At 68.3% G+C, this 19,412-nt stretch carries 16 protein-coding genes and 2 tRNA genes; 10 read left to right on the top strand and 8 right to left on the bottom strand.

What is annotated here, in order from left to right:
• Positions 1-3: 3 nt before the first annotated feature.
• Positions 4-486: a MarR family winged helix-turn-helix transcriptional regulator gene (locus tag FBY40_RS16280; protein ID WP_235014963.1), complete on the bottom strand. Its 483-nt coding sequence runs from the start codon at positions 484-486 to the stop codon at positions 4-6.
• Between the two features lie 80 nt (positions 487-566).
• Here FBY40_RS16280 and FBY40_RS16275 point away from each other — a divergent pair, with 80 nt between their 5' ends.
• Complete coding sequence (locus FBY40_RS16275; protein ID WP_141939786.1) at positions 567-2,756, top strand: MMPL family transporter; 2,190 nt, start codon at positions 567-569, stop codon at positions 2,754-2,756.
• Positions 2,757-2,860: 104 nt separating this feature from the next.
• Here the strand turns inward: FBY40_RS16275 and FBY40_RS16270 are convergent, their stop codons facing one another.
• The 4 genes from FBY40_RS16270 to FBY40_RS16255 form a co-directional block, all read right to left on the bottom strand.
• Positions 2,861-3,952 (bottom strand): LLM class flavin-dependent oxidoreductase, encoded by a 1,092-nt coding sequence (locus tag FBY40_RS16270; protein ID WP_141939785.1) that lies wholly within the window; start codon positions 3,950-3,952, stop codon positions 2,861-2,863.
• Between the two features lie 17 nt (positions 3,953-3,969).
• Complete coding sequence (locus tag FBY40_RS16265) at positions 3,970-4,644, bottom strand: NADPH-dependent F420 reductase (RefSeq protein ID WP_442922876.1); 675 nt, start codon at positions 4,642-4,644, stop codon at positions 3,970-3,972.
• A gap of 109 nt (positions 4,645-4,753) precedes the next feature.
• Positions 4,754-6,106 carry a cryptochrome/photolyase family protein gene (locus tag FBY40_RS16260; protein WP_141939783.1) on the bottom strand — a complete coding sequence of 451 codons (1,353 nt, stop codon included), beginning with the start codon at positions 6,104-6,106 and terminating at the stop codon, positions 4,754-4,756.
• A gap of 37 nt (positions 6,107-6,143) precedes the next feature.
• Complete coding sequence (locus FBY40_RS16255; RefSeq protein WP_141939782.1) at positions 6,144-7,523, bottom strand: diacylglycerol/lipid kinase family protein; 1,380 nt, start codon at positions 7,521-7,523, stop codon at positions 6,144-6,146.
• 44 nt (positions 7,524-7,567) lie between these two features.
• Between FBY40_RS16255 and serS the strand changes: the two genes are divergently transcribed.
• On the top strand, positions 7,568-8,842 hold the full coding sequence (gene serS, locus FBY40_RS16250) for a serine--tRNA ligase (protein ID WP_141939781.1): 1,275 nt from the start codon (positions 7,568-7,570) through the stop codon (positions 8,840-8,842).
• Entirely contained in the window at positions 8,839-9,759 is a 921-nt protein-coding gene (locus FBY40_RS16245) for an HAD hydrolase family protein (protein ID WP_141939780.1), read from the top strand. Before serS ends, FBY40_RS16245 begins: the two co-directional genes overlap by 4 nt.
• Before the next feature lie 16 nt (positions 9,760-9,775).
• On the opposite strand, the gene FBY40_RS16240 is transcribed toward FBY40_RS16245, so the two are convergent.
• Positions 9,776-10,867 carry a hypothetical protein gene (locus FBY40_RS16240; protein ID WP_141939779.1) on the bottom strand — a complete coding sequence of 364 codons (1,092 nt, stop codon included), beginning with the start codon at positions 10,865-10,867 and terminating at the stop codon, positions 9,776-9,778.
• Between the two features lie 191 nt (positions 10,868-11,058).
• Here FBY40_RS16240 and FBY40_RS16235 point away from each other — a divergent pair.
• The 3 genes from FBY40_RS16235 (at position 11,059) to FBY40_RS16225 (ending at position 12,633) form a co-directional block, all read left to right on the top strand.
• A tRNA-Ser gene (locus FBY40_RS16235) sits at positions 11,059-11,143 on the top strand.
• A gap of 22 nt (positions 11,144-11,165) precedes the next feature.
• Positions 11,166-12,470: an LCP family protein gene (locus FBY40_RS16230; protein ID WP_235014961.1), complete on the top strand. Its 1,305-nt coding sequence runs from the start codon at positions 11,166-11,168 to the stop codon at positions 12,468-12,470.
• A gap of 71 nt (positions 12,471-12,541) precedes the next feature.
• Positions 12,542-12,633 (top strand) — tRNA-Ser (locus tag FBY40_RS16225).
• Here the strand turns inward: FBY40_RS16225 and FBY40_RS16220 are convergent.
• Both FBY40_RS16220 and FBY40_RS16215 read right to left on the bottom strand, forming a co-directional pair.
• Positions 12,612-13,640, bottom strand: coding sequence for a LacI family DNA-binding transcriptional regulator (locus FBY40_RS16220; protein WP_160141430.1), 1,029 nt, complete (start codon positions 13,638-13,640; stop codon positions 12,612-12,614). The two genes, FBY40_RS16225 and FBY40_RS16220, sit on opposite strands and share 22 nt — an antisense overlap.
• A 189-nt stretch (positions 13,641-13,829) precedes the next feature.
• Positions 13,830-14,828: a LacI family DNA-binding transcriptional regulator gene (locus FBY40_RS16215; protein WP_141939776.1), complete on the bottom strand. Its 999-nt coding sequence runs from the start codon at positions 14,826-14,828 to the stop codon at positions 13,830-13,832.
• A 117-nt stretch (positions 14,829-14,945) separates the two neighbouring features.
• Here FBY40_RS16215 and FBY40_RS16210 point away from each other — a divergent pair, with 117 nt between their 5' ends.
• The 4 genes from FBY40_RS16210 to FBY40_RS16195 all read left to right on the top strand — a co-directional run bounded on the left by FBY40_RS16210 (position 14,946) and on the right by FBY40_RS16195 (position 19,404).
• Positions 14,946-15,887: a carbohydrate ABC transporter permease gene (locus FBY40_RS16210; protein ID WP_141939775.1), complete on the top strand. Its 942-nt coding sequence runs from the start codon at positions 14,946-14,948 to the stop codon at positions 15,885-15,887.
• On the top strand, positions 15,877-16,806 hold the full coding sequence (locus FBY40_RS16205; protein ID WP_141939774.1) for a carbohydrate ABC transporter permease: 930 nt from the start codon (positions 15,877-15,879) through the stop codon (positions 16,804-16,806). The genes FBY40_RS16210 and FBY40_RS16205 overlap by 11 nt, the downstream gene beginning before the upstream one ends.
• A gap of 71 nt (positions 16,807-16,877) precedes the next feature.
• The gene (locus FBY40_RS16200) at positions 16,878-18,182 is read left to right on the top strand and encodes an ABC transporter substrate-binding protein (protein WP_160141429.1); all 1,305 of its coding nucleotides are present in this window, start codon (positions 16,878-16,880) and stop codon (positions 18,180-18,182) included.
• 64 nt (positions 18,183-18,246) lie between these two features.
• A complete protein-coding gene (locus FBY40_RS16195) occupies positions 18,247-19,404 on the top strand; it encodes a Gfo/Idh/MocA family protein (RefSeq protein ID WP_141939772.1) in 1,158 nt (385 codons plus the stop codon).
• Positions 19,405-19,412 lie beyond the last annotated feature (8 nt).

Genomic DNA, 19,412 nt, shown 5'->3' with positions numbered 1-19,412 from the left:
GGCTCAGTCTGCCGTCGCCGCGTGAGCCCGGTAGGTCGCGATCACCCGTGACAGGTAGCGGGCGATGACCTCCTGCTCCTCGGGGGTGAAGTCGTCGAGTTCGCGGTCGACGTCGTGGATCATCGGCATCAGCATGCCGAGGGCTCGGGCGCGGGACGCGGGTGTGGGGACGACCATGACGCCGCGGCGATCGGTGGGGTGCGGCTCGCGCGTGACGTGACCGAGGGCGACCAGCCGGTCGACGGCCGTCGTCGTCGAGGCGGTCGAGATGCCCAAACGCTTGGCCAACTCGCTGGGCGCGAGTGGTCCGGCCATGAGCAGGTGCTCCATCGCCTCGAGGTCGGTGGGATTCACCGTGAGCTCGCGGCGCATCCGCTCTTCGAACAGCTCCGTGACGTCGAGCACCTCGCGCAGCAGTGTGGTGGGCGCGCGGAACGCGGGCGGGCCGGGAGGTGCCGGCGCTGACGGGACATCCGCTGCGTGCACGGTGACAGTATAACTGCGCTAGTCTTCCTCATATCTAGTCTTTCTAATTAAATCCCTCTCATCGACACAGGAGACGACGGATGAACGGGTACGTGCGCTTCATCACCGCAGCCAAGACCTCGTGGATCGTGCTGGTCCTGGCCGCCGCCGCGGCGGCGGCGCTCTTCGCCTGGGGAACGGGCGGCGAGTCCGACAACGCCCCAGCTGTCGGGCTGCCCGACTCCGCGGAGTCGGTGCAGGTCGACGAGCTGCTCGACGAGTTCCCGAGCGCCGACACCACCTCGGCGTTCCTGGTGTTCGAGGCCGAGGGCGACGAGCTCAGCGCCGAGACACTGGAGACCATCAACGGCAAGGTGTTCGGCGACCTGGTCGACTTCACCCCCGATGGATTCGTGCCGCCGGCGCAGGTCTCGGATGACGGGCGGGTCGCCCTCGTCATCGTGCCGCTCGATCCCGAGACCGGTATCGAGGCGCAGTCCGAGCGTGCGCAGGAGATCCGGGATGCCGCCTCCGCCGACCTCGGCGACGACGTGCGCGTGTACTTCACCGGCCCCGAAGGCTTCGAGGTCGACCTCGCTGCGGTGTTCGCCGGTGCCGACATCACGCTGCTCCTGACCACCGTGATCGTCGTCGCGATCCTCCTCCTCATCACCTATCGCAGCCCGTGGCTCTGGCTCGTGCCGCTGACGGTGATCGGCGTCGCCGACGCGCTGGCGGGCATCGTGGCACGCAACGTCGCCGCCGCCGTCGGCGTCGAACTCGACCCGTCGATCACCGGCATCCTGTCGGTGCTCGTCTTCGGTGCCGGCACGAACTACGCGCTCCTCCTCATCGCCCGATACCGCGACGAGCTGAGGCTTCACGAGGACCGCCGCGAAGCCATGCGGCGGGCGGTGCGGGGTGCCGGCCCGGCGATCATCGCGAGCGGATCGACCGTCGCGCTGGCCCTCGCGACGCTCCTCTTCGCCGAGCTGGCGGGCAACCGCGCCCTCGGGCTGGCCTGCGCCGTGGGGATCGTGGTCGCGATGATCTTCGCGCTCGCCGTGCTCCCGGCGGCCCTCGTGCTGTTCGGGCGAGGACTGTTCTGGCCCTACATCCCGCGGTTCGGGTCGCGCGACGCCATCTCGCGAAGCCCCTGGGGCAAGCTCGGGCGCGGCGTCTCGCGCCGCCCCGCGATCGTCGCGATCAGCGGATTCGTCGTGCTGGGCGCGCTCGCCTCGGGCGTGTTCTTCGTGCAGACCGGTCTGTCGCAGAACGACCGCTTCCTCGACAAGCCCGAGGCGGTCGTGGGTCAGGAGATCATCGCCGACGCGTTCTCGGCGGGGGCCACCTCGCCCGCGACGGTCGTCGTGGGCAGGGATGACGCCGAAGCGGCCGTCGCAGAACTCGAGACCATCGACGGGGTCGACGCCGCAGCGATCGCCGAGGAGACCGACGACCTCGCGCGCATCGACGTCACCCTCGACGCCAGTGCCGAGACCCCGGAGGCGTATGCGGCCATCACGGCGATGCGTGCCGCGCTCGACGACGTGGGCGCCGGCGACGGCCTGGTCGGTGGACTCGACGCGCGCTCGCTCGACGTCGCCGAGGCGCAGGCCCGCGACCAGGCGCTGGTGATCCCGCTCATCCTGGTGCTCGTCTTCATCGTGCTGGTCGTGCTGCTGCGGGCGCTCGTCGCGCCGCTGCTGCTGCTCGTCGCGGTCGTGGTGAGCTTCTTCTCGGCGGTCGGGGCGAGCTGGTGGCTGTTCCAGACGCCGCTGTTCAACTTCCCCGCGATCGACACGAACGTGCTGCTGTTCAGCTTCCTGTTCCTCGTCGCCCTCGGCGTGGACTACAGCATCTTCCTCGTCACCCGGGCCAAGGAGGAGGCCGACCGACTCGGCATCACGCAGGGCATGATCCGGGCGCTGGCCGCGACCGGCGCCGTCATCACCAGCGCCGGCATCCTGCTCGCCGCAGTGTTCGCCGTCCTCGGGGTGCTGCCGCTGATCACCCTCACGCAGATCGGCATCATCGTCTGCATCGGCGTCCTCATCGACACGCTGCTGGTGCGGACGGTCATCGTGCCTGCGCTGACATTCCTGCTTCGCGACCGGGTGTGGTGGCCGCGACGTCCGAAGCTCAGCGACGCGGATGCGGCGGCGCAGGGTGCGGACGCGTTCGCCGACCCGCTCGAGGTGGAGCGCCGCCGGGCGGCCGCCGCGGCGGCGTCGGGTGAGGACGTCGGTTCTGGTGACCCGTCGAAGGCACCCGCCGTGGCGGGGGGCTGACCCGGCCTCGCGCTTCGCGCGACGCAGCCTCGGGGATCCGCGCGCCCTCGGCCCACATCCCCCCGGATGGGCCGAGGGCGCGCCGATCTCCGAGGCTGCCGGGCTCAGCGTGTGAGCGCGGGCGCTGCTCCTGCCGACGCCGCGTCGGCGCGAGACGCCATCGCCTCGGCGAGGAGCGTGAGCGACTGGGTGCGTCCCGCCGCGGCATCCCTCTGCTCTGAAGCGAACGCTCCCGCGATCGGCGACACCATCACCTCGTCGACCCCCGCGCGTGCGGCCAGATCGGCCAGGCCCGCCGCCACGTCATCGCCGGTGCCCACGAACCAGGTCGCGCGAGCACCGGCCATGATCTGATCGGCCATGGGAGCGAGCGGCGCCGCGCTCTGCGCGTCTTCCACGGTCTCGAGCGGGGTGAGGGTCTGGTTGGTCCGCAGCCGCACCATCATCCGCAGCTGCGGCAGGGCTCGCGCCTCCGCCTCCTCCGCGGTCGGGGCCGCGACGATGTTGGCCGTGACGAAGGTGCGCGGCTGCGGGTGCGCCTCGGAGGGCTGATACTGGTCGCGATACAGCTGCAGGGCCCGCTCGAGGCCGGCACCGGAGAAGTGGTTGGCGAAGACGTAGGGCAGACCGAGCGAGGCGGCGAGCTTCGCCGAGTAATCGCTCGAGCCGAGCAGCCAGACCTCGGGGGCGTTCTGCGCAGCCGGGGTCGCTCGCACCTCGTACGTGCTGCCGGAGGTCAGGCGGATCGCCGCGCCGTCGGGCGAGGTGAGAGCCAGGATGTCGCCGATGTGATCGGGGAAGCGTTCGACGTCGCTGGTGGTCCCCGACATCCGCAGCAGCTGTGTGATGACCGGATCGCTGCCGGGCGCCCGCCCGATGCCCAGGTCGATGCGGCCCGGGGCGATGGCCTCGAGCGCGGCGAACTGCTCCGCGACGACGAGCGGGGAGTGATTGGGCAGCATCACCCCGCCGGACCCGACCCGGATCCGCGAGGTGCGCGCCGCGGCCGCGGCGATCAGCACCGGAGGTGCCGTCGAGGCGACGGCCGGCATGTTGTGGTGCTCGGCGAACCAGTACCGCTCGTAGCCGAGACGTTCCGCGGTCTCGACGAGGGAGAGGGATGCCGCGACCGCCTCGGCGCTGGTCTGACCGGCGCGCACCGGCACGAGGTCGAGGACCGACAGGGTGATGCTCATACCGAAGGGTGCTCCGATCAGGGGAGGCGGTTCGCGCGGGCGAGGTTCTCGCGCATCTCTTCTGCGGTCTGACGCTGCCCGTACCCCGGGCGGTCGCGCTCGAGACGCCACGACTCGCTGAGCGGGCCGGCATTGACGGTGTCGAATCCGAGCTCGTCGTAGAGGCGGGTCATCGTCTCGACGGCCTCGGGGAAGTCGCTCGCGGTGCCCAGCGCCCGGCGATTCGGTGTTCCCGCGGGCGAGCCGTCGGTGGTGATCTGCGAGGACAGGATGTTGTTGAACGCCTTGACGACCTTCGAGGTCGGAAGGTGGTCCTGAAGGAGCTGCGAGGTCGTGGTCTCGCCCCGGTCGAGGGCCTCGATGTGCCCGTCGCGCTCGAAGTAGTAGTTGTTGGTGTCGAGAACGATCTTGCCGGCGAGCGGTTCGACCGGGATCGCGCCGATCGCCTTGAGCGGCACCGTCACGACGGCGATATCAGCGGCCTCGGCGGCTTCTTCTGCGGTGGCGGCGCGGAGCTTCGGGCCGACCTCGTCCACGAGATCCTTCAGGGTCTCGGGTCCGCGGGAGTTCGCGATGACGACGTCGTAGCCGACTCCGGTGAATGCGCGGGCGAGCTGGCTGCCGATGTGTCCGGCGCCGATGATTCCGATGGTGGTCATGTGTGGGGCCAACCGAGGTGCCCGTTCGGGCATTCCCGCCCGCGCGATGTCCCCAGCTCCTGCACGTTTGGTCTCGACGGGCCCGCAGGCCCCCTCTCACCGCTCTCGCGGGCGGTTTTGCCGGAGTTCGGGACAGCCTGGCTCAGCGCGGCGCGCGCTTGACCTCCTCGTACGCCTCGAGCGCCGCCTTGCGCGACTCCTTGAGGTCGACGAGGGGCGCGGGGGCGTCGTCCGAGACGTGCTCGGGCGCCCATTTGCGGATGTACGCCCGCTTCGGATCGAACTTCTCGGCCTGCAGCTCGGGGTTGAACACCCGGAAATACGGTGCGGCGTCGGCGCCCGATCCCGCGACCCACTGCCAGCTGAAGGGGTTGTTCGCGGCATCCGCGTCGACCAGGCAGTCCCAGAACCACTCCTCGCCGCGGCGCCAGTCGATGAGGAGGTTCTTGATGAGGAACGACGCCGTCACCATCCGCACCCGGTTGTGCATCCAACCCGAGACCCAGAGCTCCTTCATCCCGGCGTCGACGAGCGCGACCCCGGTCTCGCCCCGCTGCCACGCCCGCAGGTGCGAGGGCTTCAGCCGGGGCCACGGGAAGGCGTCGAACTCGCGGCGGAGGTTCACCGTCGCGAGGTCGGGGTGGTGGAACAGGGTGTGCCAGGCGAATTCGCGCCAGCCGAGCTCGGAGAGGAACCGGCGCGGGTTCCCCTCGTCGACCGCGGCATCCCAGATCTGGTACGGGCTGAGCTCGCCCCAGCGCAGGCGCGGCGACAGCATCGACGTCGACCCCGACGCCGGTTCGTCGCGGCTCCGGTCGTAACCGGCGAGGTCGCCGGCGATGAACTCCTTCAGTCGACGCTTCGCCGCCGCCTCGCCCGGTGTCCACCGCTCGCGCAGCCCGCCCGCCCAGTCGGGATCGGTGGGAAGCAGCTCCCACGAGTCGAGATCGTCGGAGTCGACGCGTCCTGAGAATCCCGGCACCTCGCGGGGTTCGGGAAGCGGCGCCCGCGGCGCCGGCAGCGACAGGCACGCCCGCCAGAACGGGCTGTAGACCGAGAACGGCTTGCCGGCGCCGGTCTTCACCGTCCACGGCTCGAACAGCAGCGAGGCGGCGAACGACTCGACCGTGACACCGTCCTCGCGCAGGCTCGCCTTCAGATCGGCGTCGATGTCGCGTTCCGGCAGGCTGTAGCGCCGGTTCCAAAACACGGCCCCGGCACCGGTGTCGGCGACGAGAGCGGGAAGGACATCGGATGCCGCGCCCCGCCGCAGCACGAGGCTCGCCCCCTTGGCGGCGAGGTCGTCGCCGAGCGAGGTCAGCGAGTGGTGGAGCCACCACCTCGCTGCCCCACCGAGCGGGCGCACGCCCGCGGAGTCCTCGTCGAGCACGTAGACGCCGATGACGGGGGCGTCCCGGTCGAGCGCCGCCCGCAGCGCGGGGTTGTCACCGAGGCGGAGGTCGTCGCGGAACCAGACGATCGAGGGCGCAGCCATGCACCCATCCTGGCCTTCGCCCGACCGCCCGGGGCCGTCAGAGCCCCTCGACCTTGTGCCCGCGGGGGAGGGCGAGCAAAAGCGAGGCGGGCTCCAGTCGCACGCGCACCTGGGCGGCCTCGCCGAACTCGTCGCCGTCGAGCTGCACGGGGTGGGGCTCGGAGGTCGCCAGGTCCACGCCGAGGCCGCGCGAGTAGCGCACGGCGTTGTCCTTCGTCCGCAGGGCCATCACGCGCCGCCCGCTGCGGAACCGCCGGAGGAAGCTGTTGTCCCAGGCGACCCGGCGCCAGACGAAGATCCAGCCGAGGAGGCCCTTGGGCTGGATGAAGACGATGTCGAGGTTGCCGTCGGCGACCGACGCCTCGGGGATGAGCTCGAGTCCCGCCGGGAGTGACCCGCAGTTGGCGAACAGCACGCTCTGCACGCGCGCCGCGTGGATGCGGCGCTGCGGCAGCTGGTACATCAGCCGGAACGGCTTCGCGGCCGGAAGCGACCGCGCCACGCCGTCGACGTACGCCACCCAGCCGACCTGCTTCTTCAGTTTGGGGTTGGTGTTGGCGATCATCGCGGCGTCGAGGCCCATGCCGCCCATGACGACGAACGCGTGCTCGTCGACCTTCCCGTCCTGGCGTCGGAGGCTGGCGAAGCCGACATCCATCGCCAGCGAATCGCCGTCGAAGGTCGCCCGGATCATCGCGTCGGGGTTGTCGAGGGGGAGGAGGAGATTGCGGGCGAGGAGGTTTCCGGTGCCGCTCGGAACGATCGTCAGGGGAACGCCGGTGCCGGTCATCGCCTCGGCCACGGCGCGCACGGTGCCATCGCCACCGGCGACGAGCACGGCGGTCACACCTTCCTTTAGAGCCTGGCGGGTGACATCGTCGCCGAGGTCGTCGACCGTGGTCTCGTAGAACAGCGGCTCCGACCAGCCCGCCTCATTCGCGGCGCGCTCGACGCGTGCACGCAGGTCGTCGGCGTCGACCTTGATGGGGTTGTACACCAGGGCCGCCTTCGGGCTCGGGCGCCCCTCGGTGTCGGCCATCGGCTCGGGTTCGCCCTCCGCCGACACGCGGCGGGCTTCGCCCTCTTCGCCGTCGGTGGTGTCGGGCTCGACGTCGTCGGGCTCGCGGATGACGTCGTCGGGAGCGGCGGCCTCGGTCGGGTCGGGGGCGCCGGTCGAGCCCGAGGCGTCCGAAGACGACTCGCCGCTGTCCATCTCCTCGTCGTCGAGAAGGTCGCCCGCCATGGCGTCGCCCTCCGGCAGGTCACCCTGCGCGATCTCCTCGGCCTGCTCGGCGAGCTCCTCGTCGGCGGCCTCGAGCTCGGGCTCGTCGGGGCCGTCGGAGTACACCGCATCGGACGGGTGCGGCGGGTCGGCGCGGTCGGGCGCCTCTTCGTTGTCGTTCTGTCCCCCTGGCATGCACTCAGACTAGGACCCGGGAGGCCGGTGATTAGACTCGTTCCGTGATCGATCCCGTGCTTCTCCGCGACAATCCCGAGCTGGTCAAGCGCTCGCAGGAGGCACGGGGGGAGTCGGCGGACACCGTCGATGCCGCCCTCGACGCCGACCGCGCCCGCCGCGCCGCCATCACCGCGTTCGAGGAACTGCGCGCGGCGCAGAACGCGCACGGCAAGCGGGTGGCGCAGGCTCCCAAAGACGAGAAGGCCGCCCTCGTGGCCGAGGCGAAGGAACTCAGCGAGCGCGTCAAGACGGCCCAGCACGCCGTGACCGCCGCGGAGGAAGCCGCCGACGCCGCTTTCGCGCGCATCGAGAACATCGTCATCGACGGGGTGCCCGCCGGTGGTGAAGACGACTTCGTGACCCTCCGCACGCACGGTGAGACGCCGACGTTCGACTTCGCACCACGCGACCACCTCGAGCTCGGTGAGCTCCTCGGGGCGATCGACATGGAGCGCGGCACGAAGGTGTCGGGCAGCCGGTTCTATTTCCTCACCGGCATCGGCGCGCGCCTGGAGCTCGCGCTCATGACCCTCGCCCTCGACCGCGCGCTGCAGGCCGGATTCACGCCCCTCGTGCCGCCGACTCTGGTGCGCCCCGAGGTGATGCGCGGCACCGGATTCCTCGGTCAGCACGCCGACGAGGTGTACCACCTCGAGGAGGACGACCTCTATCTCGTGGGCACGAGCGAGGTTCCCCTCGCCGGCTACCACATGGACGAGATCCTCGACCTCTCCCGGGGTGCCAAGCGCTACGCCGGCTGGTCGACCTGCTACCGCCGCGAGGCGGGTTCGTACGGCAAGGACACCCGGGGCATCATCCGCGTCCACCAGTTCAACAAGCTGGAGATGTTCGTCTACACCACCGTCGATGAGGCCGAGGCCGAGCACCAGCGTCTCGCCGACATGCAAGAGGGCATGCTGCAGGATCTCGGCCTGTCGTACCGGGTGATCGACGTCGCCGCCGGCGACCTCGGCTCCAGCGCCGCACGCAAGTACGACATCGAGGCGTGGGTGCCCACCCAGAACGCCTACCGCGAGCTGACCTCGACCTCCAACTGCACGACGTACCAGGCGCGGCGCCTGAACATCCGGCACCGGCTGCCGGCCGACGAGGGCGGCAAGACGCAATTCGTCGCGACCCTCAACGGCACCCTCGCCACCACCCGGTGGATCGTGGCGATGCTCGAGACCCACCAGCGCGCCGACGGCTCGGTGGTCGTGCCCGAGGTGCTCCGCCCCTACCTCGGCGGCCTCGAGGTCATCGAGCCGGTGTCATGACCGCCGAGTCTGCCGAGACCGGCCTCCCTGACACGGGCGAGATCGAACGCACCGAGCAGGAGGAGGCTGCCGAGCTCGTCGAGGATCTCGCGACGGGACCCGACCGACCGGATGCCGCAGGCCAACGCCTTCTCATCGTGCTCGACATCGACGGCACCGTCCTCCTCGAAGACGAGACGCTCAGCCCCGGCGTCGTCGACGCCGTCGCGCATGCCGGCTCCGCCGGCCACGAGGTGATGCTCGCCACCGGACGCAGCTGGGAGTCCACCCGAGGCATCCTCCGTGTCCTCGACATCGCCCCCGAGTACGTGGTCTGCTCCAACGGCGCGATGGTGATGAAGCGCGTCGACGCCGATGAGGTGCGTTACGAGCGGTGGCACACCGAGACCTTCGACGCCACCGAGGTGCTGCGCCTGCTGCGCGAGCACCTCCCCGACGCGCGGTACATGGTCGAGCTGCCCGACGGCAGCCGCCTCTACACCGAGTACCTCGAGGACTGGAACCTCGCCGGCGCCCGCAGGGTGTCGTTCGACGAGCTCGTCGCGCAGCCGGTCTGCCGTGTCGTCGTGGTCTCGCCCGGCGACAGCGAAGACGACTTCATCGAGCTCGTCGAGCGCGTCGGGCTCAACGAGGTGTCGTACGCGGTCGGCTGGACGGCGTGGCTGGATGTCGCACCCCAGGGCGTCGACAAGGGGACCGCGCTCGAGCTCGTCCGCAAGGAGCTGGGCATCGACCCGTCGCGCGTGCTCGTGATGGGCGACGGGCGCAACGACGTCGGCATGTTCGAGTGGGCGCTCCAGCACGGCGGCCGCGCCGTGGCGATGGAGCAGGGGCCCGACGAGGTGCGGGCTGCTGCCGGCGAGGTCACGAGCACCGTGCAGGCCGGCGGCGTGGCCGCCATCCTCCGCGCGCTCTGATCGGGCCGCTCGGCCTTCAGCGGAACATCATCTTCTCGTAGAGGGTGCGTCCGGTGACGTGGTCGGTGAGGTCATCGAGGCGGATGTCGAGATCCACGTCGGCGTTGAAGTCGTAGTACATCGGGTGCTCGCCCGCGTGGAGCAGCGCGCCGACGCCGTGGCGGGGCACCTTCATGTCGAGCGACTCGATCAGCGTCGGGTTGGTCACCGTCATCGCGATCGACCCGCGGTCGCTTCGCCAGGTCCACTCCATGCGCGTCGGATAGGACTGATGGCCCGGGCCGGGCACGTCGCCGCTGGTGGTCAGCCGGAGCGGCACGAGGTCGTCGGTGATGAGGCGGTCACCCTTGGCCAGGAAGAAGGTGGGGATGTTGACCTCACCGAAGCCGAAGAGGCCCTTCGTCGTCATCCGCACGTACACGAGCGTGTAGTCGCCCACGTGCGCACGGCCCCAGTACCAGTGGTCGAGGAAAGACCCCATGAGGTGGTTGCCCCAGTTGTGGTCGTGATAGGCGCTCCCGGTCAGCTGCCGGGTCGTACCGTGCTCGGTGACCGTCGCGGTCGCCGTCCCGTACGGCACGGGCACGACCCACGCGAGATAGCGGTCTTTCGCCTGTCCGAAGTAGGTGATGCCGGCTCCGGGTCGCCAGGACGGCGCCGCGCGATCGATATGCACGTCGGCGACGATGTCGTCGGCCTCGATGTGCAGGTCGTAGGTGCGCAGGTCGCCGGTCACCCGGCTCGGACCGATGCGCACGTCGCAGCTGTCGGTGGCGGCGGCGAACTCGCCGGCGGGGAAGGTCGGCTCGAGGTGCCGACGGGTGCCGTCGGGCAGCTGACGGATGACCAGGAGGGTCGGCGTCAACGGGCCGGACGGGTCGGTGTGCGGCTTGTTCGAGAACGTCACGACGAGAGTCGAGCCGTCATCGAACTGGCAGTCGAAGTACCACCACTCGAACGTCGAATCGGCGGCTGCGGCAGCGCGGTACCCGTCCTCCCACGGCTCGACGGTGTCGGACTTCAGGCCGAGGGCGGCGAGTCCCTCCTCCTGCGAGCGCTGAAGCGTCGCACGGATCTCAGGGGTGTCGGGGATGTCGTGCGCGGCCATCGTCGGACCTTTCGCGTCGGGTCGCGGGTGAGGTCATCATGGCAGAGCGGACCGGCGGTGGTCGAGAACCTCGGCGAGGCGGGCAGGCGCGCCTCCCAGGGCTCTGCCAGGCGCTATGGGAAAAATGAGGGGTTGGCGCTGTCGACTAGACTCGACGCCGATTCGAGCGGATGCCGCAGGGCGTGCGTTCGGGAGGGTTGTCCGAGCGGCCGATGGAGCTGGTCTTGAAAACCAGTGGGCAGAGATGTCCCGTGGGTTCGAATCCCACACCCTCCGCTTCCTACCTGTGAGGACCCGAGTGAGTCAGACGAGCAGAGCCGGTGCGCGCGGGCGCAAGACGGTCGCCCGACACGGCCGGCTGCGGTCGCCGCATCCGTTCGCCTCGCTGATGAAGATGCTCGGCATCGTGGTCGCGGTCGTCCTGGTCTCGGGACTCGGCGTCAGCGCCTACGCCTACTACGACCTGACGACGAGTTTCGCGTCGGACGCGGTCGAGCTCGAGGGTCAGGGGTCGGTTCCGCCCGACATCGGGGCGATCGAGGGTGGGGTCAACCTGCTGCTCGTGGGCACCGACGAGTGCGAGCCGGAGTATGCGTATCTGTTCGGCGACCGCTGCACCGGACCCGACGCCGAGGGCCAGCTCAACGACGTCAACATGCTGCTTCACATCTCCGACAATCCGCGCCGGGTGACGGTCATCTCGTTCCCGCGCGACCTCATGGTGTCGATCCCCTCCTGCACGCGTGAAGACGGCAGCGAGACGGGCGGGTCGAGCTACGAGCAGATCAACTCCGCATGGGGCTACGGGGGACTCAACTGCGTGGTGAAGACGGTGTCGCAGCTGAGCGGCATGAGCATCCCCTTCGCCGCCAAGGTCAGCTTCGGCAACGTCATCGACATCACCGACGCGATCGGCGGTGTGGACGTCTGCATCGGCAACGGGGGAATGCGCGACCGCTACACCGGTATCGACTGGGCGGCCGGCCCTCGCAACGTCCAGGGCGTGGAGGCCCTGCAGTTCCTGCGCACCCGGTACGGGCTCGAGAACGGCAGCGACCTCGCCCGCATCAGCAACCAGCAGCAGTACATGTCATCGCTCGCGCGGAAGCTCGTCAGTGAGGAGGTGCTGACGAACCCCTCGACGCTGCTGCGGCTGGCGACCACCGTCGTGGACAACGTGACCCCCTCGCAGAGCCTCACCAACCCGGTGACGATGGTGCAGATCGCACGCGCCGTGCAGGGCGTGCCGTTCGAGGAGATGGTGTTCGTTCGCTATCCCGTCTTCGACGACCCCTCCAACGCGAACCGCGTGGTGCCGGATGAGGCGGCCGCGGAGCAGCTGTGGGCGGCCCTCGAGGCCAACCAGCCGTTGCAGCTGACGAGCGACCCGAACCTCAGCGGTGGTGTCATCACGGCCGACCCCGCTCCGACCGATGCGCCTGTGGAGGGCGAGCCCACCGAGCCGACCGAGCCCGTGGAGCCCACCGAGGGCGCCGCGCCCGTCGAGCCGGCACCGACCGAGACCGCGGCGGTCCTGCCGGACTCGATCCAGGGTCAGACCGCCGCGCAGGAGACCTGCTCGGCCGGCAACCTCTCGGGCTGAGCTCGGTTTCGGTGTCGCCCGCGGCACCCGTTATGATGGCTGAGCGCGTCCGGGTTTCTGCTCGGATGCCTGGAGACGTCGCATAGTCAGGCCTAGTGCACCACCCTGCTAAGGTGGAGTCCCCTCACGGGGACCGAGGGTTCAAATCCCTCCGTCTCCGCCACCTCTTGCGGCTTGCGCGGTGGATTCCCGCGAGTGCAGCGTCGGCGGCAAGGATACGACGGAGCCGGGCGTTCTCATCCGTCGCTTGCGGACGACGGCTTCGGCGAGAGCATCGATCGCGTGAGCGCCGAAGATCATGGGGTCGACGCCGATGCTCGAGAGATGGGGATTCGACAGACCCGTCGTGAACGTGTTGTCGTGCCCGAGCAAGCTCACGTCGCCGGGCACGGAGACTCCTCTCTCGGCCCAGTCCGACATCAGCCCCAGTGCGACGAGATCGTTGAATGCGACGACTGCCGTCGGGCCGTCTGCGAGAGCCGCCGGCCCGAGCGCCCTGCCGCCCGACGCGTCCGGAGACTCCACCCGCATGGTGACGAGAGACAGATCCGGGTAGGCCGAGGCGGCACGCTCCATCGCTCGGCGCCGTTGCACCTCCGACCATGCATTCGCCGGTCCACCCACATAGGCGATCGCCCGGTGACCGAGGGCATGCAGATGGTCCATCGCCAATCGCGCGCCGGCAGACTCGTCGATCACTACTGATCCCGCCACAGGCCAGTGGGGCCGGGGAAGACGATTGAGGAGCACGATGGGCGTCGGGCTGTCGACGAGATCTTCGAGTTCGTCATCGGACAACCGCGCTGACGCCAGCAGCACGCCATCGACGTGTGACCGGATGCTGGTGATCTCGGCTCGCTCGAGCTGCGTGGACTCCTGTGTGTCGACGACGAAGAGCCCGAAGCCGGACTCCCGGGCCGCTGCTTGCGCTCCTCTCGTGAGAGCCGAGAAATAGGGATTCGTGACATCCGGCACGACGAGGGCGATCGACCCGGTCCGCCCCGTGCGAAGGCCGATCGCCGAGCGATTCGGTGAGTACTCCGTTGCACGCACCGCGGACATGACCCGCTCTCTCGTCGCGTCCGAGACCCGATGGGGTTCACGCAGCGCACGCGAGACGGTTGCGATCGACACACCGGCAAGCGCAGCGACGTCGTGAACGGTAGCCATCCGCAATCCCTCCATTCGGCGCCGAGGTCGCGCGGATAACGGGGGAGTGAGGAAGACAGCAGCGGGTCCGCGTCATTCACCGAGGGCCGCCGACAACCGGGGCTGGCCATTGCGTGAGTCGGGCGTCGCTGATGATCCTAGTGCCGCCGATCGCGGGTGGTCTCCGGTCGAAATGAGTCGTGGGAGGGATCACCAGCGCGGCGGGCCGGTGGATTCGCGCCAGATGATCTGGCCGCGGGGAGGCTCGGCGGGCAAGACTTCGTTATCGGCCTTGCGGAGCAGCGCGATCAATCGGCGCATCGCATGCCTTCCTGCCTCGGCGCGATTGTTGTCGACCGTGGTCAGCGCCGGCCAGAGGAACCGCCCCACGTCGTAGTTGTCCCATCCGGTCACGCTGATGTCGTGCGTGATCTTCCAGCCCCGCTCCGCTGCGCCGCGCATCGCTCCGACGGCGACGAGGTCATTCGCAGCGACGACGGCGAGCGGCCGGGCGGAAGCGGGAAGGGAGCGGATCGCCTCGAGTCCCGCTTCTCCGGTCCAGGCGTGACCGACCACCCCAAGGTTCTCCAGTCCAAGGTGCGCAACTGTTTCCTGGAACACCTGCGCTCGGCTGTCGGCGGAGGCGAAACCCCGCTCACCGGCCACATGGAGGAATCGTGTGTGGCCCCAGTCTGCGAGCCGTGTGATGAGCGAGGCCACCGGGCTCGCATCGGCCAGCTCGCCGGCGGAGTGCATCGCTTCGTCGAAACTCGCCGCGACGACGAACCCGACGTCAGGAGGGATGGCGCCAGGCGCGCTGTCGGAAGCCGGGACGAAGGAAAGCACGCCCTCGTACTGCCCCGACCCGGCGAGCTCCACAATGCGCTGGCTGCGTTCGTCGATGGTGCCGTCGACGCTGTGGACTTCCATGACGAATCCTGCGTCGGCCGCAGCAGCTCCCGCACCCGCGAGCATCTGGACCGGGTTGTAGATCGGAATGCCCATGACGACGGCGATCCTGCCGGTTCGTCTGGTCCGCATCGCCCGCGCCGCGAGGTTGGGCTGATAGCCCAGCTCCCGGGCGGCGGCCTTAACTCGGTCCCGCGTCTCGGGCGAGATGGAGCCCTTGCCGCTCAGCGCATACGACACAGTGGCCTGCGTGACCCCGGCGAGTCGTGCGACATCCCGACTTGTCGGCCGGCCGGCCATCTCGTCTCCCTTGCTGCACGTTCTTCGAGGGGGTTGACGTGCGACGGCTCCTCCCAGCATAGTAGTGATACGTATCAGTTATACGTATCACTAACGCGATCGAGGAGGATGCGTGGCATGAGCGTCGCGGAGCTGCGAACGCTGGCGAAGGACCGCAGAAGCGGCCGCCGGGCATCCGGTCAGCGTCACCCCGACAACCGGGCGGCACTTTTCTTCCTTGCACCGTTCATCCTCGGAGCGCTGGCGTTGACGATCGGACCGATCGTCGGGTCGCTGTACCTGTCGTTCACCGACTACAACCTCCTCCAGGACCCCGAGTGGGTGGGGCTGGCGAATTACGAGCGGATGCTGACGGATGCGCGTCTGCACAATTCGCTTGTCGTCACCTTCACCTACGTCTTCGTCGGTGTGCCGCTGCAGCTTGGAGTCGCGCTCGGGCTGGCGGTCCTGCTCGACAAGGGCTTGCGGGGGTTGCCGTTCTATCGGTCGGCGTTCTATCTGCCCAGTCTTCTCGGTGCCTCCGTCGCGATCGCGATGCTGTGGCGCCTCATCTTCGGCAGCGAGGGTCTTCTGAACTCTTTGCTCGGCGTCGTCGGTATCCAGACCGACACCAGCTGGATCGGTAACCCCGACACATCGCTGATGACCATCATCCTGTTGCACGTATGGATGTTCGGCTCACCGATGGTGATCTTCCTCGCGGGACTTCGCCAGATACCCGGTGAGCTCTACGAGGCCGCCGCCGTCGACGGCGCCGGACCGTGGAGCCGGTTCCGGGCGATCACTCTCCCGCTGCTCACTCCGATCATCTTCTTCAACCTCGTGCTTGCGGTGATCAATTCTTTCAGCGCCTTCACTCAAGCATTCATCGTCTCGGGCGGAACCGGTGGCCCGACGGATTCGCTGCTGTTCTTCTCGCTCTACCTGTACCAGGAGGGCTTCGGCGCCTTCCGAATGGGCTACGCCTCGGCCTTGGCCTGGCTGCTGCTGATCATCATCGGCGTCCTGACCGCCGTGAATTTCTGGCTCTCGAAGTATTGGGTTCACTATGACGATTGAGGATTTCGCCGCCGAAACGGCGCGCGCATCGACATCCAAGGGTGAGAGCGTCGACACCACGACCCTCCACACCAGGTACCGTCCCCGCAGTCGAACGAGATGGGCTTCGCTCCTCCGTCACGCGCTGATGATCATCGTCGTCATCATCTCGCTCTACCCGATCCTCTGGATGGTCGTCAGTTCGCTACGCCCGGACGGACAGATCTTCGGCAACCCGTCTTTGCTTCTGACGACGTTCGAGTGGGAGAACTACGCATACGGATGGACCGCGCTGGGTACGCCGTTCGGCCAATACCTGCTCAACTCCGCGATCATCGTCGCCGGCTCCATCCTGGGCAACCTCATCACGTGCTCGCTCGCCGCCTATGCCTTCGCGCGGCTGCGTTTCCGCCTCCAGCGGACCGCCTTCGTCTACATGCTCATCACGCTGATGCTGCCGATCCACGTAGTGATCGTTCCTCAGTACGTGCTCTGGGCGCAGGTGGGCCTGACCGACTCGTTCTGGCCGTTGATCGCACCGAAGTTCCTCGCGACGGACGCCTTCTTCATCTTCCTGATGATCCAGTTCATGCGAGGCCTACCCAGAGAACTGGATGAAGCCGCGCGGATCGATGGCGCCGGCCACTTCCGGATCTTCTTCCAGATCGTGCTCCCGCTGATGGTGCCGGCCCTCGCGACGACGGCGATCTTCACCTTCATCTGGGTGTGGAACGACTTCTTTTCCCAGCTCATCTTCCTCACCAGCCCCGACAACTACACAGTGCCGATCGCGCTTCGCGCCTTCGTGGACGCCCAGTCGTCGACATCCTTCGGCGCCATGTTCGCCATGAGCGTCGTGGCGATCGTGCCACTCGTGCTCATCTTCGCCTTCGGGCAGCGGTTCCTCATCAAGGGCATCGCCACCACCGGTCTGAAATGACCCTTCCTCCCACCCATCGCGGGCCCGCCCGCAGAAGCGGCTCGCCGAGCCATCGAACAAAGGAGATCGATATGAAGCCACCGGTCAGAAAGGCTGTCGCCATCGCCGGCGCAGCTGCGCTCGTCATCACCCTTGCCGGATGCGGCACAGCCGGCGGCGCAGGCGGTGAAGCGGAACTGAGCGACGAGCCCGTAACCCTGCGCATGGCCTGGTGGGGTGGCGACGGCCGACACGAACGCACGCAACAGGTCATCGACCTGTTCGAGGAGGAATACCCCAACATCACGGTGGAACCGGAGTTCTCCGACTGGAGCGGGTACTGGGAGAAGCTCGCGACCTCGACCGCGGGCAACAACTCTCCCGACGTGATGCAGATGGACCAGCTCTACCTCGCCTCATATGCCGACCGCGGAACGCTGGCAGATCTGGGGAGTCTCGACGTCGACATGAGCGGGATGGAGGACAGCGTCCGCGACTCCGGCCTGTACGAGGGCACGTCGTATGCCGCACCGATCTCGACCAGCATGACGGCGATGCTGGTGAACACCGACCTGCTGGAGCAGATCGGGGTGCCGCTCCCCGAGAACGCCGATTCGTGGACGTGGGAGGAGTACCGCGATTGGGGTGCCGCGGTCACTGCAGCCTCCCCGGCCGGCACGTACGGAGCGTCCATCCCGTTCACGGAGTATCAGCTCCAGCTGTTCGTCCGGCAGCACGGCGAAGAGCTCTTCGATGAGGACGGCGTCGCCGTCTCACCGGAGGTGCTGTCCATGTGGTTCCAGAATTCTCTCGAGCTGTCCGAGTCGGGCGCCTCCGCACCTGCCTCCGTGTGGGCGGAATCGGCCGGACTGCCGCTGGACCAGACGCCGATGGCTGTGGGCGCCGTGGCATCCTTCCCCAACACCGCCACGCTGGTATCTGCGTATTCCGGTGCGTCGGGCGCGAACATCGAGCTTCTTCCCCTTCCCCGCACGGAGGATGGAGTGGAGGACTTCGAGTACTCCAAGCCGGGCATGTACTGGTCGATCTCCTCGCAGTCCGAGCATCCCGCGGAAGCAGCCGCGTTGGTCGACTTCTTCATCAACAACGAAGAGGCCGCGGAGGTCCTCGGCGCGGAGCGCGGACTGCCTGCGACCACCAATGCCCTCGACGCCATCTTCGACCAGCTCTCGCCGGAGGAGCAGTCCGTCGTCTCGTACTCCGAGTCACGGGAGCCCTTCATCGGGTCAGCTCCCGACATCGTTCCCAACGGTGCGTCGAACATCCAGGACGTCTTGCAGCGGTACCAGCAAGAAGTGCTGTTCGGGCAAACATCGCCCGATGATGCGGCGGCGGCGATGATCGCCGAGCTCCAGCAGGCCATCGACGCGGCATGACCACGAGGGTGGGGGCGCGGGGAGCGCCCTCACCCTCCTCATTACCGACAGAGAAAGACTTCGAATGCTCAGAATCGGAATCATCGGGGTCGGCAACATCGCCGACGAGCACATCCGCGGCTACCTCACGTTCCCGGATCGGTGCGAAATCGTCGCCCTCGCAGACCTCTCGCAGGACAAGAGCGAGCAGAAGCGCATCGCGTTCGGTCTCGAGAACGCCGTCGCCTACCGCGATGCGGCTCATCTGCTGTCGGAGGCGGATGTCGACCTCGTCAGCATTGCATCGCCGCCGAGCAGTCATGCCGAACTCTCGATCGCCGCGCTCCGCGCGGGCATTCACGTGATCGTCGAGAAGCCGATGGCGCCGTCGCTCGAAGAGTGCGACGCGATGCTGACCGCCCAGCGGGAATCGGGTCGGCTCTTGTCCGTCGTCGCGCAGAACCGGTTCCGTGACGATCTGATGATTCTCAAGGAGGTCTTGGACTCAGGCCTCGTGGGCTCGATCTCTCACGTGCGCATCGACTCCGCGTGGTGGCGGGGGCTTCCGTACTACGACCTCTGGTGGCGCGGGACGTGGGAGTCGGAAGGGGGCGGACCCACCCTCAATCACGCGATTCATCACATCGATCTCAGCCTGTGGCTGCTGGGTCGTCCCGATGCGGTGGTGTCGATGATCACGAACGTGCAGCACGGCAACGCCGAGGTGGAGGACCTCTCCGTCGCCATCCTCCGCTATGGAAAGGCTCTCGCCCAGCTGACGAGCTCAGTCGTCCATCATGGCGAGCGACAGGAGATCGTCATTCAGGGCGAGCGTGCTCAGATCGCGCAGCCGTGGAGCGTGAGCGCCGAAACAGCACAACCCAATGGATTCCCCGCGCGAGGCGGCGACCAGGATGTCGTGACCGCGATCGAACGCCTCGTGGCAGCTCACGAGCCTCTCGCATACGTGGGGCACACGGGCCAGATCGCGGACGTCCTCGATGCGGTCGTCAGCGGCCGGCCGCCCGCGATCGAGGGTCAAGACGGGCGCAACGCCGTCGAGCTGGTCACCGCGATCTACGAATCGGGTATCGAACGGTCGGTCGTGGACCTGCCGTTGCTCTCGGAGGATCCCTACTACTTCAGCGGGTCCCTCGTCGAGCGCGCTCCCCGCTTCCACCGCAAGCGCGAGTCCGTCCGCGACCAGGTCGGCTCGATCGTCGTCGGCGCCACCAGCGCGTGATCAAGGGA

This window comes from Microbacterium sp. SLBN-154 (genome assembly GCF_006715565.1).
GTDB lineage: Bacteria > Actinomycetota > Actinomycetes > Actinomycetales > Microbacteriaceae > Microbacterium.
This window is presented reverse-complemented; position numbering and strand designations above follow the sequence as displayed.

What these genes read in the sequence shown, in the direction of transcription:
- FBY40_RS16275 (WP_141939786.1), top strand. Translation starts at nt 567, where the DNA reads ATGAACGGGTACGTGCGCTTCATCACCGCAGCCAAGACCTCGTGGATC.
- FBY40_RS16270 (WP_141939785.1), bottom strand. Translation starts at nt 3,952, where the DNA reads ATGAGCATCACCCTGTCGGTCCTCGACCTCGTGCCGGTGCGCGCCGGT.
- FBY40_RS16265 (WP_442922876.1), bottom strand. Translation starts at nt 4,644, where the DNA reads ATGCCCGAACGGGCACCTCGGTTGGCCCCACACATGACCACCATCGGA.
- FBY40_RS16260 (WP_141939783.1), bottom strand. Translation starts at nt 6,106, where the DNA reads ATGGCTGCGCCCTCGATCGTCTGGTTCCGCGACGACCTCCGCCTCGGT.
- FBY40_RS16255 (WP_141939782.1), bottom strand. Translation starts at nt 7,523, where the DNA reads ATGCCAGGGGGACAGAACGACAACGAAGAGGCGCCCGACCGCGCCGAC.
- FBY40_RS16245 (WP_141939780.1), top strand. Translation starts at nt 8,839, where the DNA reads ATGACCGCCGAGTCTGCCGAGACCGGCCTCCCTGACACGGGCGAGATC.
- FBY40_RS16240 (WP_141939779.1), bottom strand. Translation starts at nt 10,867, where the DNA reads ATGGCCGCGCACGACATCCCCGACACCCCTGAGATCCGTGCGACGCTT.
- FBY40_RS16220 (WP_160141430.1), bottom strand. Translation starts at nt 13,640, where the DNA reads ATGGCTACCGTTCACGACGTCGCTGCGCTTGCCGGTGTGTCGATCGCA.
- FBY40_RS16215 (WP_141939776.1), bottom strand. Translation starts at nt 14,828, where the DNA reads ATGGCCGGCCGGCCGACAAGTCGGGATGTCGCACGACTCGCCGGGGTC.
- FBY40_RS16210 (WP_141939775.1), top strand. Translation starts at nt 14,946, where the DNA reads ATGAGCGTCGCGGAGCTGCGAACGCTGGCGAAGGACCGCAGAAGCGGC.
- FBY40_RS16205 (WP_141939774.1), top strand. Translation starts at nt 15,877, where the DNA reads ATGACGATTGAGGATTTCGCCGCCGAAACGGCGCGCGCATCGACATCC.
- FBY40_RS16200 (WP_160141429.1), top strand. Translation starts at nt 16,878, where the DNA reads ATGAAGCCACCGGTCAGAAAGGCTGTCGCCATCGCCGGCGCAGCTGCG.
- FBY40_RS16195 (WP_141939772.1), top strand. Translation starts at nt 18,247, where the DNA reads ATGCTCAGAATCGGAATCATCGGGGTCGGCAACATCGCCGACGAGCAC.